Raw genomic sequence first — 26,765 nt, 5'->3', positions numbered from 1 at the left:
GACGGCGCTGTCGCCCACCGTGATCGGCGTCCAGGTCAGCTCGAGCAGCTCCCCGCCGCCGGAGCGGGCCGCCGCGGCGGCCGTGAGCTGCTCGGCGGAGACCGCTCGGGTCACCAGTTCGCGCACCGACAGCACCGGCAGCCCCGAGGCGTCGGCGAGCTCCACGGACACGGCGCCCGCGCCGACGGGCGCGAGCCGCACCCGCACCCGGGCGGCGCCCGCCGCGAACAGGCTGACGCCCTGCCAGGAGAACGGCAGCACGGTCTCGCCGCCGTCGTCGGCGACACCGAGGGCGTGCAGGGCGGCGTCGAGGACCATCGGGTGGATGCCGAAGCCGCCCGTGCTGACGCCGTCGGGTTGCGCGGCCTGCACCTCGGCGAAGATTTCGTCGCCGCGCCGCCACACGGCCCGCAGCCCGCGGAAGGCCGGGCCGTAACGGTAGCCGCGGGCGGCCAGGTCGTCGTAGGCGCCGGTGACGTCGACCGCGGCGGCTCCGGTGGGCGGCCACGTCGCCAAGTCGGCGCCGGGCTCGACCGCAGCGGCGGTCAGCACCCCCTGCGCGTGCGCAACCCAACCCGATTGCGGGGCTTGGGAATACACCGCGGCGGCCCGGGCTCCGGTCGCGTCGGGGGGGTCGACCACTACCTGGATCTGCACCGCCCCGGCGGGCGGCAACGGCAGTGGCGCCGCGAGCGTCAGCTCTTCGATGACCGGGCAGCCGACCTCGTCGCCGGCGCGCAGCATCAGCTCGACGAAGCCAGCACCCGGGAACAGCACCGTGCCGGCCACGGCGTGGTCGGCCAGCCACGGCTGCGCGGCCGTGGACAGCCGGCCGGTGAGCACCACCCCGCCGGAGTCGGGGCGCTCCACCACCGCGCCCAGCAGCGCATGGTCGGCCTCGGTCAGCCCCAGGCTGCCGACGTTGCGTGACCCCACCGCGTCGCTGGACAGCCAGAACCGGCGCCGCGTGAAGGCGTAGGTGGGCAGCTCGACCCGGCGCGCGTTCGACCCGTCGAAGGCCGCGGCCCACCGCACGTCGGCGCCGGCCGCGAACAGCTGCCCCGCCGCCCGCAACAGCGCGTCGGCTTCGGGGCGGCCCTTGGCCAACGTCACCACCGCGGATGCCCGGTCCGAGGTCAGGGACTGCTCGACCGCGGGCGTCAACGCCGCGCCCGGACCCACCTCCACGAACACGCCGGCGCCCAACGATTCGGCCAGGCGCACACCGTCGACGAACCGCACCGGCTTGCGCACATGGTCCACCCAATAGGCGGCCGTTCCGTACTCGGGGCCGGCGAGTTGGCCGGTGAGGTTGGACGCCAACGGGATTCGCGGCTCGGCCGTCGACACCTGGGCGGCCACCGCCGCGAAGTCGTCGAGCATGGGCTCCATCAACGGTGAATGGAACGCGTGCGAGACCGCCAGCGAGTGCACCCGGGCGCCGCCGGCGGCCAGCCGCTCCGCGACCGCCCGCACCGCGGACCGCTCCCCGGAAAGCACCAACGACCGCGGCCCGTTGACCGCCGCGATGCTCACGGCGCCGTCGAGCAGCCCGGTCACCTCGGCTTCGGTGGCGCTCACCGCCACCATCGCGCCCCCGGCCGGCAAGCCCGCCATCAACCGCCCCCGCGCCGCGACCAGTCGTGCCGCGTCGGGCAGCGACAGCGCCCCGGCGACGCAGGCGGCGGCGATCTCGCCCACCGAATGCCCGATCACCACATCGGGTGTCACACCGAGGGACTGCCACAACGCGGCCAGCGCGACCTCCACGACGAACAGCGCGGGCTGGGCGAACTCCGTGCTCTGCAGCAGCTCCGGGTCGGTCCCCCACATCACCTCGCGCATCGGCAGCCGCGCATGACCGTCCACCGCGGCGACGGCCTCGTCGAACGCCGTGGCGAACGCCGGGAAACGCTCGTACAGGCCGGCGCCCATCCCGAGCGCCTGCGACCCCTGGCCGGGAAAGACGAACGCCCGCTTGCCCGCCGACCGCGCCCGGCCGACCGCCGCGACCGGGTCGAGGCGCCCCGCCGCCAGCGCGGACAACCCCGCCGTGAGGTCGCCGCGCTCGGCGCCGACCAGCACGGCGCGGTGTTCGAACGCCGCCCGGGTGGTGGCCAGCGACCACCCGACGTCCACCGCCCGCGGCCCCGCGTCGGCAGTCAGCCGGTCCAGCAGACGTTGCGCCTGGCCGGCCAAGGCCTCCGGCGAGCGCGCCGACAACACCCAGGGGATCACCGGAGCGGACGTGGGCGGGGCCGCTTCGGGCGCGCTCTCGGCCGGCGCCTGCTCCACGATCACGTGCGCGTTGGTGCCGCTGATGCCGAACGACGACACCCCCGCCCGGCGCGGACGGTCCCGCTCGGGCCAGGGCTGCGGTTCGGTCAGCAGCGACACGGCACCGGCCGACCAATCCACGTGCGGCGACGGCACATCCACGTTGAGGGTCTTCGGCAGCACCCCGTGCCGCATCGCCTGCACCATCTTGATGACCCCGGCCACGCCCGCCGCGGCCGACGTGTGCCCGATGTTCGATTTGATCGAGCCGAGCCACAGCGGCCGGCTCGCGTCCCGGTCCTGCCCGTAGGTAGCCAGCAGCGCCTGGGCCTCGATCGGGTCGCCCAAAACCGTTCCCGTGCCGTGCCCTTCGACGGCGTCCACGTCGGCCGCGGCCAGCCCGGCGCCGGCCAGCGCCGCCCGGATGACCCGTTGCTGGGACGGTCCGTTGGGGGCGGTCAGGCCGTTGGAGGCGCCGTCCTGGTTGACCGCCGACCCCTTGAGCAGCGCCAGCACCGGATGCCCCAGGCGCCGCGCGTCGGCCAGCCGCTCCAACACCAGCACGCCGGCGCCCTCGGACCACGAGGTGCCGTCCGCGGCGCCGGCGTACACCTTGCAGCGACCGTCGGGCGCCAGCGCCCGCTGCCGGCTGAACTCCACGAACGCGGCGGGGGTGGCCATGACGGTCACGCCGCCCGCCAGCGCCAGATCGCATTCGCCGGAGCGCAGCGACTGCGCGGCCAGGTGCATGGCCACCAGCGACGACGAACAGGCCGTGTCGATCGACACGGCGGGGCCTTCGAGCCCCAGCACGTAGGCGACCCGGCCGGAGGTGACGCTGAGGGTGGAGCCGGTCAGGCCGTAGCCCTCCAGTTCACCCTTGACCTCACCGCCGTAGCCGGCGTGGATGACGCCGGCGAACACCCCGGTGGCGGTGCCCCGCAGCCCGAACGGGTCGATCCCGGCGCGCTCCAACGCTTCCCAGGAGATCTCGAGCATCACCCGCTGCTGGGGGTCCATCGCGAGGGCCTCGCTGGGCCCGATGCCGAAGAAGCCGGCGTCGAAGTCGCCCGCGTTCTGCAGGAAGCTGCCGCGGCGGGTGTACATCTTGCCCGCGGCGTCGGGGTCGGGGTCGAACAACCCCTCGACGTCCCAGCCGCGGTCGGCCGGAAAGTCCGACACCGTGTCGCGCCCTTCGGCGACCAACTGCCACAACGCTTCCGGGCTGTCGACGCCGCCGGAATAGCGGCACGCCATCCCCACGACGGCCACCGGCTCGGCGAGCTTGCCTTCCAGTTCGGCGACGCGGCGCCGAGTCCGCCTGAGGTCGGCCGTGAGGCGCTTCAGGTAGTCGACGTGCTGCGAGGTGCCCGGCATCGGTGCTCCCTGGGGGCCCTCAGCGGCCGAGTTCTTCATCGAGGATGGCAAAGAGTTCGCTTTCGGTGGCGGCGTCGAGGTCGGCGTCGAGGTGTTCGGAGTCGAGCTGCTGGTCGGCGGGGTCGAACACGTTGAGCAGGTGCTGGATTCGGCTCCGCAGGGCGGGCTTGTCGTCGGCTTTCCAGCCGGACCGCGCCAGCAGGGCCTGCAGTTCGCGGGTGACGTCGTTGAAGCGGGCCATCAGGCCGGGATCGTCACCGCCGCCGTCGCCCGGCACGCCCAGCTGGGTGTCCAGGTAGCCGGCCAGCGCTGCCGGGGTGGCGTAGTCGAAGATGAGCGTCGGCGAAAGGGTCAGGCCTGTCACGTTTTTGAGGCGGTTGCGCAGCTCGACCGCGGTGAGCGAGTCGAAGCCGAGCTCCCGGAACGCGGTGCCGGCGTCGAGGTCCTCGGGGTTGGGCACACCCAGCACCGTGGCGGCGTTGCCGCGCACCAGCTCGACGAGCTCGCGCTGCCGCGCCTCGGGGCTCAACCCGCCCAGGCGCGCGGCCAGGCCGCTGGCCGACGCGGCACCGACGGCGTCGTCGATGACGCGGCGCGACCGGCGGGTGACCAGCCCGTCGAGCAGCGGCGGCAGGGCGGTGCTGTCGCGGGAGAGCGCGGCGCGGTCGACGCGGGCGGCGACGACGACGGGGTGGTCGCCCAGCAGCGCGGCGTCGAAGGACGCGCACGCCCGTTCGGTGGACAGCGGCGCCAGGCCCAGCTTGCTCATGCGGGCCTTGTCGCGGTCGCCCAGGTGCGCGGTCATCGCGGAGGCCCGCTCCCACAGGCCCCATGCCAGCGACAGCCCCGGCAGGCCCAGCGCGTGCCGGTGGGCCATCAGGCCGTCGAGGAAGCTGTTGGCCGCCGCGTAGTTGGCCTGGCCGGGGGTGCCGACGATGCCGGCCATCGACGAGAACACCACGAATGCGGACAGATCCAGGTCGCGGGTCAGCTGGTGCAGGTGCCACGCGCCGTCGACCTTGGCCCGCAGGACCGTGTCCACCCGCTGCGGGGTGAGCGAGGAGAGCAGGCCGTCGTCGAGCACCCCGGCCGCGTGGATCACGCCGCGCAGCGGGTGCTCGGCCGGGATGCGGGCCAGGGTGGCCGCGACGGCCTCCCGGTCGGCGACGTCGCACGCCGCCACGGCCACGCTGGCGCCGGCCCGCTGCAGCTGGTCCACCAGCTCCGCGATGCCGGCGGCGCCGGTCCCGGCGCGGCTGGCCAGCACCACGTGGGCCACCCCGTAGCGGTCCACCAGGTGGCGGGCCAGGGCGGACCCGGCCATGCCGGTGCCGCCCGTGATCAGCACGCTGCCCCCGGCCAGCCCGCCGCCACCCCCGCTGAGGAGGCCGCCGGGCCCGGACGGGACGGTCAGCACCACCTTGCCGATGTGCCGGGCCTGGCTGACGAACCGGTAGGCCGCCGACGCGCACCGCACGTCGAAGGTCTTCAGCGGCAGCGGCCGCACGGCGCCGTCGCGCAGCAGGGCGACGGTCTCGGCCAGCATCGCCGCCGTGCGGTCCGGGCCGGCCTCCATCAGGTCGAAGGCCCGGTACCGCGCGCCGCGGTAGCGCTGGGCGACGACGCTCGGGTCGCGGGGGTCGGTCTTGCCCATCTCGACGAACCGGCCGCCTGGGGCCAAAAGCCGCAGCGACGCGTCGGTGAATTCGCCGGCCAGGGAGTTGAGCACGACGTCGACGCCGGCACCGCCGGTGGCGGCGCGGAATTTCTCCTCGAACTCCAGCGAGCGCGAATCAGCGATGTGCTCGTCGTCGAAACCCATGCCGCGCAACATGTCCCACTTGCCGCGGCTCGCGGTGGCGAACACCTCGGCGCCCCAGTGCCGGGCCAGCTGGACCGCGGCCATCCCGACGCCGCCGGTGGCGGTGTGGACCAGCACCCGCTCGCCGGCCCGCAGGCCGGCCAGTTCCCGCAGCCCGTACAGCGCCGTCAGGAACACCACCGGCACGCCGGCCGCCTGCGTCAGCGTCAGCTCCCCCGGGACCGGCGTCACCAGCCGCCGGTCCACGACCGCCTCGGAACCGACGACCTGCAGCAGGCCCAGCACCGGGTCGCCGACGGCCAGGCCGGTCACGTCGGGGGCGACCTCGGTGATCACCCCGGCGCCCTCGGCGCCCAGGTGCCCGCCGCCGGGATACATCCCGAGGGCGACCAGCACGTCGCGGAAGTTCACGCCGACGGCGGCCACCGCCACCCGCACCTGACCGGGCCGCAGTTCGGCCGGCGGGAGCGCGGTGACGACGAGGTCGCCCAGGGTGCCGGCCCCGCCGGCGTCGAGCCGCCAGCCTCCGCGCGGCAGCCCCAGCACCCGGTCCGCCCGCAGCGGCGTGAGCCGGGCCGCGTGCACCACGCCGTCGCGGACGACGAGTTGCGGCTCACCGCAGCGGGCCGCCGCGACCGGGTCCACCGAGCCGTCGGTGTCGATCAGCACCACCCGGCCCGGGTGCTCGGCCTGCGCCGAGCGCACCAGCCCGCACACCGCGGCCCCGGCCAGGTCGGTGACGTCCTCACCGGGCAGCGCCACCGCCCCGCTCGTGCACACCGCCAACGTCCCCGCGTCGTCGCCGCGCAGCCACGATTGCAGCACGCCCAGCGCCTCGGCGGCCGCGGCGTGCACCGACGCCACCACGTCACCGTCGCGGGCGGTCAGCTCCCGGGCGGTGACGTCGCCGTGGCCGGCGTTGTCCGGCAACGGTATTGGGGACCAGGCCACGTCGAACAGCGAGGAACCGACGCCGCCGTCCCCGCCGCCGAGGGACGCCGCGCGCATGGCCAGGGACCGCACCGAGAGCACCGGCAGGCCCGCGCCGTCGGCCAGTTCGAGCGATACCGCGTCCGCGCCGGCGGGCGCGATCCGCACCCGGGCCCGGGTGGCGCCCGACGCGTGCAACGCCACCCCCTGCCACGAGAACGGCAGCACCGTGTCGGCCCGGTCCGCCGTCAGCCCGATCGGGTGCAGCGCGGCGTCCAGCAGCACCGGGTGAATCCCGAAGCCGCCGTCCTGCCCGCCGGCGTCGCCGGGGACGGCCACCTCGGCGAACACCTCCGGCCCGCGCCGCCACATCGCACGCAGACCCCGAAACGCCGGGCCGTACTCGTAGCCCAGCGCGGCGAGGCGCGCATAGGCCTCGCCCACCGCGACCGGCGTGGCCCCGACCGGCGGCCAGGCCGCCAGGTCCGCAGCGGGCGGTGCCGAGCCCGGCCCCAGGACACCCTCGGCGTGCAGCACCCAGTCTTGCTCGCCGGCAGCCGAATACATCGCCATCTCGCGGCGACCGGCCGAGTCGGCGGCGCCGATGACCAGCTGCACCTGCACGCCGCCGGCCGCCGGCAGCTCCAGCGGCGCCGACAGCGTCAACTCCTCGAGCAAACCGCAGCCGACCTCGTCGCCGGCCCGCACGGCCAACTCCACGAATCCCGCGCCCGGGAAGAGCACCGCGTCACCCACGGCGTGGTCGGCGAGCCACGGCTGCGCGGCCGTCGAGAGGCGCCCGGTCAACACCACCCCGCCGGAATCGGGCCGCTGCAACACCGCGCCGAGCAGCCCGTGCTGGGCGTCGCGCAGACCCAGCGTGGCCACGTCGTGGGTTCCCGTCGCCCCGCCCGGGATCCAAAACCGTTGGTGGACAAAGCCGTATGTCGGCAACGTGACCCGACGCCCGCCCCGCTCGGCGAGCGCGGCGCCCCAGTCGACGCACACGCCCGCGACGTGCGCCTGCCCGGCCGAGAGCCAGAACCGCGGCAGCCCACCGTCGTCGCGCCCCAGCGAGGGGACGACCACCGCGCCGTCGGCCGCGCTCAGCGTGGCCTCGATGGCGGCGATCAGCACCGCGTGCGGGCTCGTTTCGACGAACACGCGGTAGCCGGCGTCGCTGGCGCGGCGCACGGCCGCCTCGAAGTGCACCGTCTGCCGGATGCTGCGGTACCAGTAGTCCGCGTCCAGGCCGGCGGTGTCCATGAGGTCGCCGGTCACGGTGGAGAAGAAGGCGATTTCGCTCGACCGCGGCTGCAGACCGCGCAGCGCCGCCCCGAGCGGATCGCGCAGCGCCGCCATCTGCGCGGAATGCGAGGCGTAGTCGACGTCGATCGGCCGCGCGCGGACACCGTCGGCGTCGCAGCGCCGCATCAGCTCCGCCAGGGCGTCGACCTCCCCGGAGACCACGACCGCCGAGACCCCGTTCACCGCGGCGATGTTGAGCCGTTCGCCAAAGCCGGCGGTCAACCGCGAGGCCTCGGCCAGGCCGCAGGCCAGCGAGACCATCCCGCCGCGCCCCGACAGCCCGACGAGCAGTTTGCTGCGCAGCGCCACCACCTTGGCCGCGTCGTCCAGCGACAGCGCGCCGGCGACGCAGGCCGCGGCGATCTCGCCCTGCGAATGCCCGATGACGGCGTCGGGCAGCACGCCGACCGACCGCCACAGCTCGGCCAGCGACACCATGATCGCCCACAGCGCGGGCTGCACCACGTCGACGCGGTCCAGCCCGGGCGCGCCCGGCACGCCGCGCAGGACGTCGATCAGCGACCACTCGACGTGCTCGGCCAGCGCCTTCGCGCAGCGTTGCAGCTGTTCGGCGAAAACCGGTGCGGTGTCGAGCAATTCGGCGCCCATCCCGGCCCACTGCGAGCCCTGCCCGGGGAACACGAACACGGTCTTGCCGACCGGCCGGGCCCGGCCGAGCACCACCGTGGCGCCCTGCTCCCCGGCGGCCAGGTCCGCCAGACCGGCCCGCAGCCGGTCGCGGTCGGCGCCCACGACGACCGCCCGGTGATCGAACAGCGACCGGGTGGCCGCCAGCGACCAGCCGACGTCGATCATCCGCAGGCCGGGGTCGGCGTCCACCCGCGCCAGCAGCCGCGCCGCCTGGCCGGTTAGGGCGTCGGCCGACCGGGCCGAGAGCACCCACGGCGCGGGTGAGTCTTCGCCATGCGGCGCAACGGTTTCCGGCTCCTCGGGGGCCTGCTCGACGATCACGTGCGCGTTGGTGCCGCTGATCCCGAACGACGACACGCCCGCGCGGCGGGGCCGATTTAGCGCGGGCCACGGCCGCGACTCGGTCAGCAGCGACACCGCGCCGGCCGACCAGTCCACGTGCGGGGTCGGCTGGTCGACGTGCAGCGTCTTGGGCATCAGGCCGTGGCGCAGCGCCTGCACCATCTTGATCACGCCGCCCGCGCCGGCCGCGGCGGAGGTGTGGCCCATGTTCGATTTGATCGACCCCAGCCACATCGGGCTGCCCGGCGGCCGGTCCTGCCCGTAGGTCGCCAGGATCGCCTGCGCCTCGATGGGATCGCCGAGCGTGGTGCCGGTGCCGTGGCCCTCGACCAGGTCGACGTCCGCGGTGCCCAGGCGGGCGTTGGCCAGCGCCGCCCGGATCACCCGCTGCTGCGACGGCCCGTTGGGTGTGGCCAGCCCGTTGGAGGCGCCGTCCTGGTTGACCGCCGAACCCCGCACCACGGCCAGGACGTGGTGGCCCAGCCGGCGCGCGTCGGCCAGGCGCTCCAGCACCAGCACCCCGACGCCCTCGGAGAACCCGGTGCCGTCGGCGGCGCCGGCGTAGGCCTTGCAGCGGCCGTCGGCCGACAGCGCCCGCTGCCGGCTGAACTCGACGAACATCGCCGGGGTGGCCATCACGGTCACCCCGCCGGCCAGCGCCAGGTCGCACTCGCCGGAACGCAGCGACTGGGCGGCCAGGTGCAGGGCCACCAGCGACGACGAACATGCCGTGTCGACCGAGACGGCCGGGCCCTCGAAGCCCAGCGAGTAGGCCACCCGGCCCGACGCGACGCTCAGCGTGGAGCCCCGCAGGCCGTAGCGTTCCAGGTGGCCGGGCACACGGCCCTGGCCGCCGTAGGAACCGTGGAAGATGCCGGCGAACACCCCCGTCGCCGAGCCCCGCAGCTCCGCGGGGTCAATCCCGGCCCGCTCCAACGCTTCCCAGGACACCTCGAGCAGCAGGCGCTGCTGCGGATCCATCGCCAGCGCCTCGCTGGGCGCGATCCCGAAGAACGCCGCGTCGAAGCCGGCGACGTCGGTCAGGAACCCGCCGCAGCGCGAATAGGACTTCCCAACCGCGTCGGGGTCGTCGTCGAACAGCCCGGCAAGATCCCAGCCCCGATCCCCGGGGAACTCCGAGACCACGTCGCGGCCCTCGACCACCATCTCCCACAGGGCTTCCGGCGAGTCGATGCCGCCCGGGTAGCGGCAGGCCATGCCCACCACGGCCACCGGTTCCGTCGCCGCGCCGGACAGCCGCGCCAGGTGCTCGCGGTTCTCCCGCTTGAGCCGTTCGTTCTCTTTCAACGACTGCCGAAGGGCCCGTACCAGCTCCTCGGAACTGCTGTCCATCTCCAGGCGACCTCTCGTGTCTCTCACGGCGACGCGTCCCGCGGCGGCCGGTCGACGGCGCGGGACTTACGGTACGTGCGGAAGCGCGCGGGCGGGCATCAGTGCCAACGCAACAACACAAGTTCGGAACAGAAACCGGGGCCCATCGCCAGCATCAGGCCCGGGCTGCCGCTCGGCGGCCGCTTGCCGATGGTGTCGCGCAGCACGTGCAGCACCGACGCCGAGGACAGGTTGCCGATCTCGCCGAGCGAGCGCCACGTCAGCTCCAGGGCTTCCGGTGCCAGGTCGAGCGCGGCGTTGATCGCCTCGATCACCTTGGGACCGCCCGGATGGCTGACGTAGGCGCCGATGTCGTCGGTGGTCAGGCCGTGCGCGCCGAGGAAGCCGGTGACGTCCTCGGCGATGTACTGCTCGACCACGGCGGCGACGTCCTTGGACAGCACCAGCTCGAAGCCGGTGGCGCCGACGTCGTAGCCCATGGTGCGCAGCGAATCGGGGTACAGGCGGCTGCGCGAATCGAGGATGCTCGGGCCGCCGGCGCCCAGCCGCTCGGCCCGCTCCGCGCCGACCGCCACCACCGCCGCGGCGCCGTCGGCGAACAACGCGCTGCCGACCATGCCGGCCAGCGACGGCTTGTAGCCGGGGTAGGTCAGGGAACACAACTCGACGGAGACCAGGGCGGCGACCCCGTCGGGCGCTCCCCGCAGGTAGTCGTTGACCCGGGCCACGCCCGCGGCGCCGGCCACGCACCCCAGCCCGAACAGCGGCACCCGGCGCACGTCCTCGCGCAGCCCCAGCCGCGCGGCGATCCGCGCGTCAATGGACGGCACCGCCAGCCCGGTGACGGTGGTGGTGACCAGGACGTCGAGGTCCTGGGGCCGCAGCCCCGCCTCGTCGAGCGCGCCGGCCAGCGCCTCGCAACCGAGGCTCACGGCGTTGTCGGTGAAGATCCGGTTGGCGACGCCGAAGTCGGTGAGGGCGGGATACTGCTCCAGCGGCAACACCAGATGGCGGCCGTTGACCTTGGCGCTGGCGTGCAGCTGCCGGACGATGTCCTCGTAGCCCTCGAACTCGGGAATGCTGACGAAGAAGTCGGTGAGCTCGCGCTGCGAATAGCGATGCGGCGGCAACGCACCGAACACTCCGGCGACGACGCTCAATGCTCCCACCCCTTGGTGACGAAGACCCGGCCTGGCCCGTTCATGCGGATCGCTCGAGCCCAGATTCTAATCGGCGCGCAGGTGCCCGGCAGCCGAACCAAGATCATTTTGCGTCGCGGCGCAACCGGCTTTCGAGCCGCTCGGCGGCGTTCCGGACGGCCTCGATCTGCTCGGCGACGCGGGCCGGCGCGGTGCCGCCCCGCCCGTCCCGCGAGGACACCGAGCCCTCGATGGTCAGCACCTCGCGCACCTGCGGCGTCAGCTCGCCGCTGATGGCGGCCAGCTCGTCGTCGGTCAGCTCGTCGAGCCCCACGGAGCGGTCCTCGGCGGCGCGCACGGCCGCCCCGGCGGCCTCGTGCGCCGACCGGAACGGCACGCCGCGGCGCACCAGCCACTCGGCGATGTCGGTGGCCAGGGTGTACCCGGCCGGGGCCAGCGCCGCCATCCGCTCGACGTCGAAGGTCAGGCTGGCGACCAGCCCGGCCATCGCGGGCAGCACCAGCTCCAGCTGGGCCACCGAGTCGAACACCGGCTCCTTGTCTTCCTGCAGGTCCCGGTTGTAGGCGAGCGGCTGCGCCTTGAGCGTCGCCAGCAGGCCGGCCAGGTTGCCGATCAGCCGGCCGGACTTGCCGCGGGCCAGCTCGGCGATGTCGGGGTTCTTCTTCTGCGGCATGATCGAGCTGCCCGTCGACCACGAGTCGTGCAGCCGGACGTAGCCGAACTCCGTCGAGCTCCACAGGATGACGTCCTCGGCCAGCCGGGACACGTCGACGGCGATCATCGCGAACACGAACGCGGCCTCGGCCGCGAAGTCGCGGGACGCGGTGGCGTCGATGGAGTTCTCGGCGGCGGCCGTGAAGCCCAGCTGCTCGGCGATCGCGTCCGGGTCCAGGCCCAGCGAGGAGCCGGCCAACGCCCCCGACCCGTACGGCGACACCGCCGCGCGGTGGTCGAAGTCGACGATGCGGTCCACGTCGCGCAGCAGCGGGTGGGCGTGCGCGAGCAGGTGATGGGCCAGCAGCACCGGCTGGGCGGACTGCAGGTGGGTCTTGCCGGGCATGATCGCCGTCGGGTGGGCGGCGGCCTGGCCCGCCAGGGCGTCGACCACCTGCAGCGCCCCGGCCGCGACCCGGCGCACGGCGTCGCGCAGCCACATCCGGAACAGGGTGGCCACCTGGTCGTTGCGCGACCGGCCGGCCCGCAGCCGGCCACCCAGGTCCGCGCCCACCCGGTCGATCAGGCCACGCTCCAGCGCGGCGTGCACGTCCTCGTCGGTGACCAGCGGGGTGAAACTGCCGTCGGCCACGTCCTCGGCCAGGCTGTCCAGCCCGGCCAACAGCCCGTCGCGCTGCTCCTCGTCGAGCAGCCCGGCCCGGAACAGGACCACGGCGTGCGCGCGGGAGGCGACGACGTCGTAGGGCGCCAGCACCCAGTCAAAGTGGGTGGACTTGCTCAGCGCGGCCAGCGCGTCCGACGGGCCGTCGGCGAAGCGCCCGCCCCACAGCGAACCCTCGCGCGTGCTCACGCGTCCGCCGGGCCCGCTTCGCCGGCCGTCTCGACGGCGAGGTCGCGCCGGGAGGCGATCTTCGAGGACAACCCGTGCACGTAGACGAAGCCCTTGGCCGCCGACTGATCGAAGCTGTCGCCCTCGTCGTAGGTGGCCAGGTTGAAGTCGTACAGCGACTCGGCGCTGCGGCGGCCGTTGACGGCGATGTGACCGCCGTGCAACACCATGCGGATCTCGCCGGTGACGTGCTCCTGGGTCTTGGCGACGAACGCCTCCAGCGCCGTCTTCAGCGGCGAGTACCACAGGCCGTCGTAGACCAGCTCGGCCCAGCGCTGGTCGGTGTGCCGCTTGAACCGGCCGACCTCGCGCTCCAGGGTGACGTGTTCGAGCTCGGTGTGGGCGGTGATGAGCACCATCGCCCCGGGCGCCTCGTAGATCTCGCGGCTCTTGATGCCGACCAGCCGGTCCTCGACGACGTCGAGGCGGCCGACGCCCTGACAGCCGGCGCGGCGGTTGAGCTCCTCGATGGCGCCCAGCACCGACACCCGCCGGCCGTCGATCGACACCGGCACCCCGCGTTCGAACCCGACGATCACCTCGTCGGGGGTGTTCCAGTTGACGGTGGGGTCCTCGGTGTAGTCGTAGACGTCCTTGGTGGGCGCGTTCCACAGGTGCTCCAGGAAGCCGGTTTCCACCGCGCGGCCCCACACGTTCTGGTCGATGGAGAACGGCGAGCGCTTGCTGACGTTGATCGGGATGGCGTTCTCCTCGGCGAACGCGATGGCCTTCTCCCGGGTCCAGGCGTAGTCGCGCACCGGCGCCAGCACCTGAAGGTCGGGTGCCAGCGAGCCGAATCCGACCTCGAACCGCACCTGGTCGTTGCCCTTGCCGGTGCAGCCGTGCGCGACGATGCTGCCGCCGTGTTCGCGGGCCGCGGCGACCAGGTGCTTGACGATCAGCGGCCGGCTGATGGCCGACACCAGCGGGTAGCGGTTCATGTAGAGCGCGTTCGACAGGATCGTGGGCAGGCAGTAGTCCTGGGCGAACTCGTCGCGGGCGTCGACCACCACGGCCTCCACGGCGCCGCAGTCCAGGGCCCGCTGCCGCACGACCTCCATGTCTTCGCCGCCCTGGCCGAGGTCGATCGCCACCGCCACCACCTCGCGGCCGGTCTCCTTGCCGATCCAGCTGATCGCCACCGAGGTGTCCAGCCCGCCGGAATACGCCAGGATGACGCGCTCTGACATGAACCAATCTCCTTTAAGTTGAAGCCTTTAAGTTGAAGCTTTTACGTCGAAGTCTGCGTGAGCTTTTCGAGCGTCCTGGCCAGCTCGGCGCCGGTCATCGGCTCGCGGGCGGCCACGAAGAGGGTGTCGTCGCCGGCGATGGTGCCGACGACGTACGGTAGCGCCGCGCGGTCGATCGCGCTGGCCAGGTAGTCGGCGGCGCCGGGCGGGGTGCGCAGCACGGCGAGGTTGGCGCTGGCGTCGGCCGACACCAGCAGCTCGCTCAGGAGCCGGGACAGCCGCGCGGTGCCGCCGGAGACGCCGCGGACCGGGCTGCCGTCCTCGGGGACGACGTAGACGCCGACGCCGCCGTCGGCGCCGCGCAGCTTGACCGCGCCCAGCTCCTCGAGGTCCCGCGACAGCGTGGCCTGGGTGACCTCGATGCCCTCGCCGGCCAGCCGCGCGGCCAGTTCGCTCTGGCTGCTGATCGCCGCCGACGCCAGGATCGCCACGATGCGGGCCTGCCGGCCCGCCCGCGTGATCTCGGCGGCGGTCTTCGAGCGGGTCATCGGGACCGCTCGAGCAGCCACACCAGCAGCGCCTTCTGGGCGTGCAGCCGGTTCTCGGCCTCGTCCCACACCACGCTGGCGGGGCCGTCCATCACGTCGTCGGTGATCTCGTCGCCCCGGTGGGCCGGAAGGCAGTGCAGCACGATGGCTTCCGGGTCGGCCAGTGACAGCAGGCCCGCGTTGACCTGATAGGGGCGAAACGGGGTGTGGCGGTCCAGCCCGTCGTTTTCTTGGCCCATCGACGTCCAGGTGTCGGTCACCAGCACGTCGGCGCCGGCGGCGGCCGCGCGGGGATCGGTGGTGACCCCGATCGACGCCCCGGTGTCCTGGGCCCGCTCGGTGGCCGCGGCCACGAAGGCGGGCGCGGGCCCGAACCCCTCCGGCGCGGCGATGGTGACGTCGATGCCGGCGGTGACGCCGCCGAGCATCAGCGAGTGCGCCATGTTGTTGGCGCCGTCGCCCAGGTAGGTCATCCGCAGGCCCCGCAGCGCGCCCTTGCGCTCGGCGACGGTCTGCAGGTCGGCGAGCACCTGGCAGGGGTGGAAGTCGTCGGACAGCGCGTTGACGACGGGCACCGTGGCCGTCGCGGCCATCGCTTCCAGCCGGTCCTGGCCGTAGGTGCGCCAGACGATCGCCTCGACGTAGCGGGACAGCACCCGGGCGGTGTCTTCGAGGGTCTCGTCGCGGCCCAGCTGGGTGCTGCGGGCGTCGACGACCACGGCGTGCCCGCCGAGCTGGGCGATGCCGACCTCGAAGGAGAACCGGGTGCGGGTGGAGTTCTTGTCGAACAGGACCGCGACCCCGCGCGGCCCCTCCAGCGGGCGGGCGCTGAAGGGGTCCTTCTTGAGCTCGGCGGCGAGCGCCAACACCTCGGCCTGTTCGTGGGGCGACAGGTCGTCGTCGCGCAGGAAGTGCCTAACCACGGGCCGCCTCGTCCAGGATGCCCGGCAGCGCGGCGACGAACGCGTCGGTCTGCTGCTCGGTGACGATGAGCGGCGGGGCCAGCCGCAGGACGTCGGGTGCGGCGGCGTTGATCAGGAACCCGGCCGCGCGGGCGGCCGCCTCGGCCTCCTTGGCCCGCGGCGCGGTCAGGGCCACGCCGCACAGCAGCCCGCGGCCGCGGACGTGGTCGATCAGCGGGTGGCCCAGCGCCTCCAGGCCGTGGCGCAGCGACTTGCCCAGCACCTCGGCGTGGCGGACCAGGTTCTCCTGCGCGAGCACCCGCAGCACCGCCAGCGCGGCCGCGGCGCACACCGGGTTGCCGCCGAAGGTGCTGCCGTGCAGGCCGGGCGTGAGCAGCTCGGCGGCGGGCCCGATGGCCAGGCAGGCGCCGATGGGCAGGCCGCCGCCCAGGCCCTTGGCCAGGGTCACCACGTCGGGCGTGATGCCGTCGTGCTGGTGGGCGAAGAACGTGCCGGTGCGCCCGACGCCGGTCTGCACCTCGTCGAGCACCAGCAGGGCGCCGTGGCGCGCCGTGATGTCGCGGGCGGCGGCGAGGTAGCCCTCGGGCGGGACGACGACGCCGCCCTCCCCCATGATCGGCTCGAGGAAGACGGCCGCGGTGTCGTCGCCGACCGCGGCGGCGAGCGCGTCGGCGTCGCCGTAGGGCACGAACGTCACGTCACCGGGCAGCGGCGCGAACGGCGCCTGCTTGCTCGGCTGGCCGGTCAAGGCCAGCGACCCCATGGTTCGGCCGTGAAAAGCGCCGTGCGCCGCGACGACGTTGGTCCGCCCGGTCAGCCGCGACAGTTTGAACGCGACCTCGTTGGCCTCGGTGCCGGAGTTGCAGAAGAACGCCCGCGCCGGGGCGTCGCTGCCCAGCAGCGCGACCAGCTCCTCGGCCAGCGCGATCGTCGGCTCGGTGGCATAGAGGTTGGAGGTGTGGCCGAGCGTGTCCAGCTGCCGGGTGACGGCGTCGATGATCGCGGGGTGCCGGTGGCCGAGCACGTTGACCGCGATGCCGCCGAGCAGGTCGACGTAGGTGTTGCCGTCGACGTCGGTGACGACGGCGCCCGCGCCGCTGGCCAGCGCCAACGGCGGGGTGCCGTAGTTGTTCATCATCACGGCGTTCCAGCGCTGCCGCACGGCGTCGTTGCGCGTCTCAGCCACGGCTGCCGCTCCTCTCCCTCGGTGCCTGCCTCCTGGTCGTCAGCACGCGGGGACCACCTTGGTGCCGGTGCCCGCGTCGGTGAACAGCTCGACGAGCACGCAGTGCTGCACCCGCCCGTCGATGACGTGCGCGCTGGGCACGCCGCCGGCGACCGCCCGCAGGCAGGCCTCGATCTTGGGGATCATGCCGGTCTCCAGCGTGGGCAGCAGCTGCGTCAGGGTGGCGGTGTCGATCTCGCTGACCAGGGACTCGCGATTCGGCCAGTTGGTGTAGAGCCCCTCGACGTCGGTGAGCATCAGCAGCTTCTCGGCGCGCAGCGCCTCGGCCAGCGCCGCCGCGGCCGTGTCGGCGTTGATGTTGTGGACCACGCCCTCGGCGTCCGGCGCCAGGGTCGAGACCACGGGGATGCGCCGGGCCGCGATGAGGTCCAGCACCGCGGCGGTGTTGACCCGTTCGACGTCGCCGACCAGCCCGATGTCGGTCGCGACGCCGTCGACGGTGACGCTGCGCCGCACGGCCGTGAACAGCTGGGCGTCCTCGCCGGTGATGCCGACCGCGTAGGGGCCATGCGCGTTGATCAGGTTGACCAGTTCGCGGCCCACCTGCCCGAACAGCACCATTCGGGCCACGTCGAGCACCTCGGGGGTGGTGACGCGGAAGCCGCCCTTGAAGTCGCCCTCGATGCCGAGCCGGCGCAGCATGGCGGTGATCTGCGGGCCGCCGCCGTGCACCACGACGGGGTGGATGCCGCAATTGCGCAGAAACGCCATGTCGGCGGCGAAGGCCTGGCGCAGCGTGTCGTCGGTCATGGCGTTGCCGCCGTATTTGACCACCACGATCTTGCCGTGCAGCTGTTTGAGCCAGGGCAGCGCCTCGGCGAGCACCTGCGCCTTGACCGTGGTGGGCAGCGCGTGCGTCGGGGAGCTCATGAGCTGTACGCCGAGTTCTCTTCGACGTAGCCGTGCGACAGGTCGGTGGTGCGGACGGTGGCGGCGCCGTCGCCGAGCCGCAGGTCGACGGTGATGTCGATGTCGGGCGCCGAGAGGTCCACCTCCCGCGCGCCGGGGACGCCGGCGCCGTCGGCGAAGACCGCGAAGCCGTTGAACGACACCACGATCCGGTCCGGGTCGAGGTCGACGGGCGCCATGCCGACCGCGGCGAGCACCCGGCCCCAGTTGGGGTCCGAGCCGAACACGGCCGTCTTGACCAGGCTGTCGCGGGCGATCGTGCGCGCGGCGACCAGGGCGTCGGCCTCGGAGGCCGCGCCGGTGACGGTGACGTCGACGCGTTTGGTGACGCCCTCGGCGTCGGCCTGCAGCTGCGCGCACAGGTCGTCGCACACCCGCAGCACGGCGTCGTCGAGGTCGGCCTGGCTCGGGGCGATGCCGCTGGCGCCCGACGCCAGCAGCAGCACGGTGTCGTTGGTCGAGCAGGCGCCGTCGATGTCGAGCCGGTCGAAGGTGCGGGCGGTGGCGTGCCGCAGCGCCCGGTCCAGCGCGGCGGGCTCGGCGGCCGCGTCGGTGGTCAACACGCAGAGCATGGTGGCCAGCGACGGGGCCAGCATGCCGGCGCCCTTGGCCATGCCGCCGACCGTCCAGTTGGCCGGGTGGTGCAGCGCCACCTGCTTGGGCACGGTGTCGGTGGTCATGATGGCGCGGGCGGCCTCGTCGCCGCCGCCCAGGCCGCCGGCCATGTCCTGCACGATGGTGTGCACGCCGGCGAGCACCTTGTCCATCGGCAGCCGGTCCCCGATCAGGCCCGTGGAGCACACCGCGACCTCGATGGCGCCGGTCTCGGTGCCCCAGTCCGACAGGGCGGCCGCGACGGCCTCGGCGGTGGCGTGGGTGTCCTGGAACCCGCCCGGCCCGGTGCAGGCGTTCGCGCCGCCGGAGTTCAGGACGACCGCGCGCAGCCGCCCGGTCGCCAGCACCTGCTGGCTCCACAGCACCGGCGCGGCCTTGACCTTGTTGCGGGTGAAGACGCCGGCGGCGCCGTAGTCGGGGCCCTCGTTGAACACCAGCGCCAGGTCCGGGTTGCCGGACGCCTTGATGCCGGCGGCGATACCGGCGGCCCGGAAGCCGGCGGGCGCCGTCACGCCCTGCTCGCGCAGCAGCCGCGCGTCCGCGTTCGTGGCGGTCACGGCGCCACCCCGACCACCGGCAGGCCGTCGGTCTCCGGCCAGCCCAGGGCCAGGTTCATCGACTGCACGGCGGCGCCGGCGGTCCCCTTGACCAGGTTGTCGATGGCGGCGATCGCCACGAACGTCTGCGCCGCCTCGTCGACCGCCACCGCGACGTGGGCGGCGTTGCTCCCGATGACCGCGCCGGTGCGCGGCAGCTGCCCCTCGGGCATCAGGTAGATGAACGGCTCGGCGTCGTAGGCCTTTTCGTAGGCGGCCCGCAGCGCCGACAGCGGCGCGCGGGTGCGCGCGGTGCAGGTGGCCAGGATGCCGCGCGAGGTGGGGATGAGCACCGGGGTGAACGACACGGTCACGTCGTGCCCGGTGACCGCGCCCAGGCCCTGCGCGATCTCCGGGGTGTGCCGGTGCGCCCCGGCGATGTTGTAGGCCCGCGCCGAGCCGATGACCTCGGCGCCGAGCAGGTCGGTCTTGGCGGCGCGGCCGGCGCCCGACGTGCCGCTGACGGCGACCACCGTGACGGCCGGTTCGATCAGGTCCTCGGCCATCGCGGGCAGCAGGGCCAGCAGCGCCGCGGTCGGGTAGCAGCCGGGCACCGCGATGCGGCGGGCGCCGCGCAGCCGGTCCCGCGCGCCGGGCAGCTCCGGCAGCCCGTAGGGCCAGCTGCCGGCGTATCCGGTGCCGTAGAAGCGCTCCCAGGCGGCGGCGTCGGTGAGGCGGAAGTCGGCGCCGCAGTCGACGATCACGGTGTCGGGGCTCAGCTGTTCGGCCAGCGCGGCCGAATGGCCGTGCGGCAGCGCGAGAAACACCACGTCGTGGTCGGCGAGCAGGGCGGCGTCCGTCGGTTCGACGACGCGCTGGGCCAGCGGGGTCAGGTGCGGATGGTGCTCACCGAGCGCGCTGCCGGCGCTGGCCGCGGCGGTCACCGCCCCGATCGCCAGGCGCCCTCCCGTGTAGGCGGGGTGCCCCAGCAGGAGCCGCAGGATCTCCCCACCCGCATAGCCGCTGGCGCCGGCAACCGCAACCCTCAACACGTCGGCCATCCCGCCGATTCTGCATGGTTATGCAATGCTTTGCAAATCCATTACTGAGCGCGGAGGACGGCGCCCACCGCCTCGGCGGCGCGCCGGACGGCGGCGTCGCGGGCGGCGCTGGCGTCATCCTCGGTGAGCGTGCGGTCGGGCGCGCGGAACCGCAGCGCGAACGTCAGCGACTTGCGGTCCGCCCCCACCTGGGGCCCGGTGAAGACGTCGAACAGTTGCAGGTCTTCGAGCAGCTCGCCGGCGCCCTCGCGGACCGCATCGGCGACGGCCTGGGCCGGGACGTCGGCGGCCACCACCAGGCTGAGGTCTTGGAAGACCGCCGGGAAGGGCGAGACGCGGGGCGCGGGCAGCGCGGCGACCAGCGGGATCGCGTCGAGGTCGAGCTCCAGGGCGCAGGCGCCCTTGGGCAGCCCGGACCGCTCGATCACGGCCGGATGCAGCTGCCCGGCGTGGCCCACCGCCGTCGGCCCGACGAGCACCTCCGCGCATCGGCCCGGGTGCCACGGCAGGTGCTGCGCGGCCCGCAGCCGCACCTCGACGCCGCAGGCCCGGGCGATGGTGCGCACGGCCTCGAACGCGTCGGTGGCGTCGGCCCGTCGCCCGGGGCCCCAGGGACCGCGCTGCTCGCGCAGCCCGGCCAGCACGGCGGCGACGTGCTGCGGCTGCCGCGGCAGCGACGCGTCCAGCGCGGCGATCTCGGCGTCGGTGGGCCGCCGGTGCACGGGGACCAGGTCCACGGCGCGGGTGTGCTCGGTCGGCTGAACCACCTGCGCCAGGGCGTACAGGGCGATGTCGCCGAGGCCGCGGGACACGTTGCGGCTCAACGCCTCCAGCAGCGCGGGCAGCAGCGTGGTGGCCAGGTGGGGCCGGTCGGCCTCGAGCGGGTTGAGGACGGTCGTCGTCGCGCGGCGCGGGTCGTCGGCCGGCAGCCCCCATAGGTCGAACACCCCCGCCGGCAGGAACGGCGTGGGCAGGATCTCGACGAAGCCGGACTGGGCCAGCGACTTGCCGACCGCGCGGCGGCGCAGCTGCGCCGCCGTGAGGCCGCGACCGGCCGGGGCGGCCGGCAGCACCGACGGCACGGCCTCGAGCCCCTGCAGCCGCAGCACCTCTTCGACCAGGTCGGCGGCCTGCAACAGGTCGGGGCGCCAGCTGGGCGGGGTCACCCGCAAGGCGTCGCCGGCGCCCGCAACGGCGGCGCCCACCTGGGTGAGCCGCCGGGCGGTGGTGCCGGGCGGGTAGGCGACCCCGGCGATGCGGTCGGGCAGGTCGGCGGCGATCCGGATCGGCGCGCCGCTCCAGTCGTCGACCGGCGGGTCACCGCGCCAGTCGGTCAACGCGTCGGACACCACGCCGCCGGCGATGTCGGCGAGCAGGGCGGCGCACCGGTCCAGGGCCGTCACCGAGATCGCCGGGTCCACGCCACGCTCGTAGCGGCGGGCGGCCTCGCTGGGCAGGTGCAGCCTGCGCTGGGTGCGCGACACGGCCGCGGCGTCCCAGACCGCGGCCTCGAGCAGGACGTCGGTGGATTCGGGGCGCACCTCGGTGGTCGCCGCGCCCATCACCCCGCCGATGGCGGCGACCGCGACGTCGTCGGTGATCAGGACGTCGGCCGGATCGAGCCGCCGCTCGACGTCGTCGAGGGTCACGACGGTCTCGCCGGCCCGGGCGAACCGCACGGTCAGGCCGCCGGTGATGCGGGTGCGGTCGTGCGCGTGCAGCGGGTGGCCGAGTTCGAGCATCACGTAGTTGGTGACGTCGACCGCCGGGGAGGTGGCCCGGATGCCGGACAACAGCAGCCGCCGCTGCAGCCACCACGGCGACACGGCGGTGGGGTCGATGCCGGAGACCGGGCGCAGCGCGAACCGGCGCACCCCCGTGTCGGCCTGCACCGTGAGCGGCCAGGCCTCGCCCGACACGGGCAGGGGCTTGACCACCTGGTCGCTGGCCGGGTCGACGAACTCCAGGTCGTAGGCGCAGGCCACCTCGCGCGCCAGGCCGCGCACCGACAGGCCGTAACCGCGGTCGGGCGTGATGGCCAGGTGGAACACCACGTCGTCCAGGCCGAGGACGGCGACCCCGTCGGCGCCCGGTTCCGCGGTGCCCGGCGGCAGCACCAGGATGCCGGAATGGTCGGCGCCCAGGCCCAGCTCGGCCGCCGAGCAGATCATGCCGTCGGAGGTCCGGCCGTAGGTCTTGCGGGCGGCGATGGTGAAGTCGCCGGGCAGCGTGGTGCCGGGCAGCGCCGCGACCACCAGGTCGCCGACCGCGAAATTGGTGGCGCCGCAGACGATGTCGCGGTCCTGCGGCTCGCCAACGTCCACGCGACAGGCCCGGATCGGCTTCTTGAAGCCGGTGAGCTCCTCGATCGCGGTGACCCGGCCGACGGTCAGCGGGCCGGTCACCGGCCCCGGGGTGCTGACCTCTTCCACCTCGTGGCCGACGCGGATCAACGCCTGCTCGAGGTCGGCCGGCGTGGCGTCCCACCCGGGCGCGCCGGCGGTCACGACCTCGCGCAGCCAGCTGTACGGGATGCGCATCAGGCGCCCACCCCGAACGGCAGGGAGAACCGGACGTCGCCCTCGACCATGTCGCGCATGTCCGGGATGCCGTTGCGGAACTGCAGGGTGCGCTCCAGGCCCATGCCGAACGCGAAGCCGGAGTAGGACTCGGGGTCGATCCCGGCGGCCCGCAACACGTTGGGGTGCACCATGCCGCAGCCGCCCCATTCCACCCAGCCGGCGCCGCCCTTCTTGCCCACGAACCAGACGTCAACCTCGGCGGAGGGCTCGGTGAAGGGGAAGAAGTGCGGGCGGATCCGGGTGCGGGCCTCGGGCCCGAACTCGGCGCGCGCCAGCGCGTCCAGCGTGCCCCGCAGGTGCGCCATCGTCAGGCCGCGGTCCACCGCGAGGCCCTCGACCTGGTGAAACACCGGCGTGTGCGTGGCGTCGAGCTCGTCGGTGCGGAAGGTGCGGCCGATGGAGACGATGTAGACGGGCAGGTCGCGGTGCAGCAGCGCGCGCACCTGCACCGGCGAGGTGTGGGTGCGCAGCAGCTGCCGGGAGCCCTCGGGCGCGACGTAGAAGGTGTCCTGTTCGCTGCGGGCCGGGTGGTCGGCCGGGAAGTTCAACGCGTCGAAGTTGAACTGCTCGGTCTCGACCTCGGGGCCCTCGGCCAGCTCCCACCCCATCGCGACGAAGGTGTCGGCGATGTGCTCGGCCAGGATCGTGATGGGGTGCCGGGCGCCGACCGGCTGCCGGGTCGACGGCAGGGTGACGTCGATGCTCTCGGCGACCAGGACGGCGGCGTCCCGCTCGGCCCGCAGCGCGGCGAGGCGTTCGTCGAACGCCCGCTGGGCGTCGCCGCGGGCCGCGTTGACCCGCTTGCCGGTGTCGGCGCGCTGCTCCTTGGCGACGGTGCCGAGCGCCTGGCGCGCCAGCGCCAGCGCCGCTCGGTCGCCGAGGTGGTCGGTCTTCGCGCGGGCCAGGGCCTCCAGGTCGCCGGCCGACGCGAAGGCCTGCCGGGCGGCGCTGACCGCGCGCGCCAAGGCCTCCGGCGACAGGTCGACGGGTTGATCACCCACGCGGCGACACACTCCTTGCTGACGGGATTGTCCGGGCTGGGCGGACGAGTGCTGATCATAGTGATCCGCCGCGGGTGGCCCTGCGGGCGCGTGGCGGCGGCCGCTCAGCCGGTGACGGCGGTCAACGCGGCGTCGCCGTCTGCTGGTGCCGCCGCATCGGCGCGGCCGCCGGCGAACGTCGCCAGCTTGTGGGCGAGGAACGCGCCCAGGATCCCGAACACCGGCGCGGCCGCCATGGTGCCCCAATGGTGGGCCAGCACCAGGAAACCGAAGCCCGACGACGCCACCAGCATCAGGCACCGCACCGGGGTCCAGTGGATGGGCTGCCGGAGCCGGGCGGAGACCAGCACCCCGAGGATGACGGCGACGGTGTGCCCGGCGTCGGTGAAGTCACCGCCGATCACCGCCGACGCGATGCCCGCCGCCACCCACCAGCCGACCCAGGCCGCGCGCCAGGGCTTCGGGATGACGGCCGTCATGGCGCCCAGCACCGCCAGGGCGCCGTAGCTCATGCCCACGTCGCTGGCCCGGGTGACCGACGTCGGCAGCCAGCCGAATTCGACCGCGGCGGCCAGGGCGGCCGCCACCAGCAGAGTCGCGCCGACGTGGCCGACCAGGAAGGCCACCACCAGCCGGATGGTGCGCAGGTGCAGCTCCGCCAGCGCCAGCAGGCAGGTCAGGAACGGCAGCCAGAAGTACAGCGGTCCGGCGTCGACGACCAGCGCGCTGCCCAGCAGCGTCCCGACGTGCCCGTGGGACAGGTTGTGCACGTTGGTGCTGGCCCGCTGCACGATGACGTCATGCGTGTGGGGCCCGAGCGCCAGGAGCGCGCAGCTGATGGCAAGCAGCAGCCCCGCGTACCCCACCGTGAATCGCACCCGGGCAAGCCGGGAGAACAGGCCCCCTAACATTGCCGTCCATTATTCCTGCGCGTTTGTTTCGCCCGTGTCATCAGAGCCTGACAACTCCCTTAGAGTCCTGAGGCGATAGATCGCCAGATCGGCCGGTATCCCGGCGGGTTTCGGCCCGAAAACCGGCTTCCGTGCGCGTTTGGCCTCGACGCCCAACGCATCCAGCTCGCTTTGCGGGATCTGGTCCAACGTCGCGCTCGACACCATGATTCCGCCCTTGGTGGCGCGTTCCATCACCCGCGCGGCGATGTTGACGTCGACGCCCAGCCAGTCCGCCGCCAGCCGCTGCGGGCGCCCGGTGTGCACCCCGACCCGCATCCGCGGCGTGTGCCCGGCCACCTCCACCGACCGCAGCGCCTGCTTGGCCGCCAGCACGGCCCGCACCGCGACCGTCGGGTCGCCGAACACGGCCATGATCCCGTCGCCCATCCGTTTGACGATCTGGCCACCGGCGTCGAGCAGCGGCGGCTCGATGGCCCGCGCCACCTGCCGCAGCAGCGTCAGGGCGGCGTCGTCGCCCGCCTGCAGCGACCACGTCGAGAAGCCGACCAGGTCCGTGAACACCAGCGTCACCTCGGGGTTGGCCGGGCGCCGGGCGACGGTCTCGCTGAGCGCCTGCCACAGCTGCAGGACGCCGAGGCTCACCTCCCGTGACACCGCGTCGCGGTCGCCTAACAGCCGATCGGCCGCCCGCGCGGCCGCGCGCGGGCCACCGTCGCCGGCCATCGACAGCGGGTCACCGAATTCCGGGTCGCCGGGCAACAGGCGGCGCGCGCGCCGGATGAACGCCACCGCGCCGGGGCTGTGGTTGCGGTTATGCAGCCACTGCGTCGCGGTGTGCACCGACACGGCGGGACCGTGGGATTTCGCGGCGGAGGTCGACGTGCGCGTGGCTTCGTCGGGCTCACCCGGCTCCGAGTCGCGACGCGCGAGTTCCACTCGGCCAGGTTATTTGGTTTCGCGAGAGGCAGGCAACGAGGCCCTCGTCAGGTGTGTCACATCTCGCAGCGAAGCGCCTGATCACGGCGGTGCCACACCGGAACGCAGGCTCGGTAACACCGCGGGCGGGTCGTGGACAACGTTCGTTGTCAAAGTTATCGTGGGCCAAGGAGGTCGCGATGACTGGCATACCCACAACGTCCGCCGACCCGCTCGGCCCAGAGTCGTTGACCTGGAAGTACTTTGGCGATCTGCGGACCGGGATGCTGGGCGTCTGGATCGGGACCATCCAGACGATGTACCCCGAGCTCGGCGCGGGCGTCGCGGAACACTCCATCCTGTTGCGCGAGCCGCTGCAGCGGGTGGCGCGCTCGGTGTACCCGATCATGGGCGTGGTCTACGACGGCGAGCGGGCCGCGCAGACCGGGCGTCAGATCACCGACTACCACCACACCATCAAGGGGGTGGACGACGCCGGCCGCCGCTACCACGCCCTGCACCCCGAGACCTTCTACTGGGCGCACGCCACGTTTTTCATGCTGGTGATCAAGGTGGCCGAATACTTCTGCGGCGGCCTGACCGAGGCCGAGAAGCGTCAGCTCTTCGACGAGCACGTGCAGTGGTACCGGATGTACGGCATGAGCATGCGGCCGGTGCCCGGCTCCTGGGAGGAGTTCTGCGAGTACTGGGAACGGGTGGGCCGCGACGTGCTGGAGGTCAACCAGGCGACCCGGGACATCTTCGACATCCGGATCCCCAAGCCGCGCTTCGTGCTGATGCCGACCCCGCTGTGGGACCAGCTGTTCAAGCCGCTGGTCGCCGGGCAACGGTGGATCGCGGCGGGCCTGTTCGAGCCCGCGGTCCGGGAGAAGGCGGGCCTGCACTGGACGCCGGGCGACGAGGTGCTGCTGCGCCTGTTCGGCAAGTGCGTCGAGCTGGCGTTTCTGGCGGTCCCCGACGAGATCCGGCTACACCCGCGGGCGCTGGCCGCCTACCGCCGCGCGCAGGGCCGACTGCCCAGCGACGCGCCGCTGGCCCAGGCGCCGTCCTTCATGGCGCCGCCGCGGGATCGCCGCGGGCTGCCGATGCACTACTTCCCGCCGCCGGCCCGGCCGGCGAAGGCGCTGATGGAGCGGGCCGGGTCGCTGGTGCACACCACGCTGTCGCTGACCGGGCTGCGGGTGGCGCGGGGCCGGCGGCCGGCTACGGCCGCGTGAGGACGCCCAACGCCCGGGCGCTCTGATACAGGCAGACGGCGGCCGCGGCCGCCACGTTGAGGCTCTCCGCGCCGCCCGCCATCGGGATGCGGATCCGATGGTCGGCGGCGGCGGCGATCTCGCCGGGCAGCCCGTGGGACTCGGGGCCGAACAGCCAGGCCGCCGGCCCGGTCAGCAGGGCGTCCGCCTCGTCGAGGCGGGTTTCGCCGTCGACGGTGGTGGCGAGCACCCGCAGCCCGGCGCCCCGCAACGCCGCCACGGCCGCGCCGGCGTCGGGCGCGACGACGACGGGCAGCGAGAAGA

The 26,765-nt window shown here is 73.8% G+C and carries 16 protein-coding genes and 1 pseudogene; 1 reads left to right on the top strand and 16 read right to left on the bottom strand.

Annotation, left to right across the window (positions count from 1 at the left end; translation table 11 throughout):
• From A5714_RS22860 to A5714_RS22790, 15 genes and pseudogenes are all read right to left on the bottom strand, one after another.
• Nucleotides 1-3,654, bottom strand: a 3,654-nt coding sequence (locus A5714_RS22860) for a type I polyketide synthase (RefSeq protein ID WP_197513886.1), incomplete at its 3' end; no start/stop codon positions are given.
• 19 nt (nt 3,655-3,673) lie between these two features.
• Nucleotides 3,674-10,060, bottom strand: coding sequence for a type I polyketide synthase (locus tag A5714_RS22855; protein WP_068289199.1), 6,387 nt, complete (start codon nt 10,058-10,060; stop codon nt 3,674-3,676).
• A gap of 98 nt (nt 10,061-10,158) precedes the next feature.
• On the bottom strand, nt 10,159-11,220 hold the full coding sequence (locus A5714_RS22850) for a type III polyketide synthase (protein WP_068289195.1): 1,062 nt from the start codon (nt 11,218-11,220) through the stop codon (nt 10,159-10,161).
• A gap of 103 nt (nt 11,221-11,323) precedes the next feature.
• Nucleotides 11,324-12,745, bottom strand: a complete 1,422-nt coding sequence (argH, locus tag A5714_RS22845) for an argininosuccinate lyase (RefSeq protein ID WP_068289192.1) — start codon at nt 12,743-12,745, stop codon at nt 11,324-11,326.
• Nucleotides 12,742-13,974, bottom strand: a complete 1,233-nt coding sequence (locus A5714_RS22840) for an argininosuccinate synthase (RefSeq protein WP_068074783.1) — start codon at nt 13,972-13,974, stop codon at nt 12,742-12,744. The genes argH and A5714_RS22840 overlap by 4 nt, the downstream gene beginning before the upstream one ends.
• Nucleotides 13,975-14,015: 41 nt before the next feature.
• Nucleotides 14,016-14,522, bottom strand: a complete 507-nt coding sequence (locus A5714_RS22835; protein WP_068289189.1) for an arginine repressor — start codon at nt 14,520-14,522, stop codon at nt 14,016-14,018.
• The gene (gene argF / locus A5714_RS22830; RefSeq protein WP_068289186.1) at nt 14,519-15,445 is read right to left on the bottom strand and encodes an ornithine carbamoyltransferase; all 927 of its coding nucleotides are present in this window, start codon (nt 15,443-15,445) and stop codon (nt 14,519-14,521) included. The genes A5714_RS22835 and argF overlap by 4 nt, the downstream gene beginning before the upstream one ends.
• Nucleotides 15,438-16,631 carry an acetylornithine transaminase gene (locus A5714_RS22825; protein WP_255396730.1) on the bottom strand — a complete coding sequence of 398 codons (1,194 nt, stop codon included), beginning with the start codon at nt 16,629-16,631 and terminating at the stop codon, nt 15,438-15,440. The genes argF and A5714_RS22825 overlap by 8 nt, the downstream gene beginning before the upstream one ends.
• A gap of 39 nt (nt 16,632-16,670) precedes the next feature.
• Nucleotides 16,671-17,561 (bottom strand): acetylglutamate kinase, encoded by an 891-nt coding sequence (argB, locus tag A5714_RS22820; RefSeq protein WP_068074774.1) that lies wholly within the window; start codon nt 17,559-17,561, stop codon nt 16,671-16,673.
• A complete protein-coding gene (argJ, locus tag A5714_RS22815; RefSeq protein ID WP_068289183.1) occupies nt 17,558-18,772 on the bottom strand; it encodes a bifunctional glutamate N-acetyltransferase/amino-acid acetyltransferase ArgJ in 1,215 nt (404 codons plus the stop codon). The genes argB and argJ overlap by 4 nt, the downstream gene beginning before the upstream one ends.
• A pseudogene (gene argC, locus A5714_RS22810) lies at nt 18,769-19,828 on the bottom strand (N-acetyl-gamma-glutamyl-phosphate reductase). The gene argJ and the pseudogene argC overlap by 4 nt, the downstream one beginning before the upstream one ends.
• Nucleotides 19,829-19,853: 25 nt before the next feature.
• Nucleotides 19,854-22,352: a phenylalanine--tRNA ligase subunit beta gene (pheT, locus tag A5714_RS22805; RefSeq protein WP_068289177.1), complete on the bottom strand. Its 2,499-nt coding sequence runs from the start codon at nt 22,350-22,352 to the stop codon at nt 19,854-19,856.
• Nucleotides 22,352-23,395, bottom strand: coding sequence for a phenylalanine--tRNA ligase subunit alpha (pheS, locus tag A5714_RS22800; RefSeq protein WP_068065025.1), 1,044 nt, complete (start codon nt 23,393-23,395; stop codon nt 22,352-22,354). The genes pheT and pheS overlap by 1 nt, the downstream gene beginning before the upstream one ends.
• A gap of 104 nt (nt 23,396-23,499) precedes the next feature.
• Complete coding sequence (locus A5714_RS22795; protein ID WP_068289174.1) at nt 23,500-24,306, bottom strand: rhomboid-like protein; 807 nt, start codon at nt 24,304-24,306, stop codon at nt 23,500-23,502.
• A 9-nt stretch (nt 24,307-24,315) separates the two neighbouring features.
• Entirely contained in the window at nt 24,316-25,245 is a 930-nt protein-coding gene (locus A5714_RS22790; RefSeq protein ID WP_068289171.1) for an adenylate/guanylate cyclase domain-containing protein, read from the bottom strand.
• 179 nt (nt 25,246-25,424) lie between these two features.
• Between A5714_RS22790 and A5714_RS22785 the strand changes: the two genes are divergently transcribed.
• Nucleotides 25,425-26,462: an oxygenase MpaB family protein gene (locus tag A5714_RS22785; RefSeq protein WP_068289168.1), complete on the top strand. Its 1,038-nt coding sequence runs from the start codon at nt 25,425-25,427 to the stop codon at nt 26,460-26,462.
• On the opposite strand, the gene A5714_RS22780 is transcribed toward A5714_RS22785, so the two are convergent.
• The coding region (locus tag A5714_RS22780; RefSeq protein WP_304528513.1) for an RNA methyltransferase at nt 26,449-26,765 on the bottom strand (317 nt) is incomplete at its 5' end. The two genes, A5714_RS22785 and A5714_RS22780, sit on opposite strands and share 14 nt — an antisense overlap.

Origin of the sequence: Mycobacterium sp. E2462, assembly GCF_001672685.1 — a bacterium.
Lineage (GTDB): Bacteria > Actinomycetota > Actinomycetes > Mycobacteriales > Mycobacteriaceae > Mycobacterium.
Note: the sequence above shows the minus strand (reverse complement) of the source record. Positions and strands in the feature narration are given on the sequence as shown.

Excerpts from the sequence above, each read along its gene's own strand:
- A5714_RS22855 (WP_068289199.1), bottom strand. The coding sequence starts at position 10,060 with ATGGACAGCAGTTCCGAGGAGCTGGTACGGGCCCTTCGGCAGTCGTTG.
- A5714_RS22840 (WP_068074783.1), bottom strand. The coding sequence starts at position 13,974 with ATGTCAGAGCGCGTCATCCTGGCGTATTCCGGCGGGCTGGACACCTCG.
- A5714_RS22835 (WP_068289189.1), bottom strand. The coding sequence starts at position 14,522 with ATGACCCGCTCGAAGACCGCCGCCGAGATCACGCGGGCGGGCCGGCAG.
- argB (WP_068074774.1), bottom strand. The coding sequence starts at position 17,561 with ATGAGCTCCCCGACGCACGCGCTGCCCACCACGGTCAAGGCGCAGGTG.
- pheT (WP_068289177.1), bottom strand. The coding sequence starts at position 22,352 with ATGCGCATCCCGTACAGCTGGCTGCGCGAGGTCGTGACCGCCGGCGCG.
- A5714_RS22795 (WP_068289174.1), bottom strand. The coding sequence starts at position 24,306 with ATGTTAGGGGGCCTGTTCTCCCGGCTTGCCCGGGTGCGATTCACGGTG.
- A5714_RS22785 (WP_068289168.1), top strand. The coding sequence starts at position 25,425 with ATGACTGGCATACCCACAACGTCCGCCGACCCGCTCGGCCCAGAGTCG.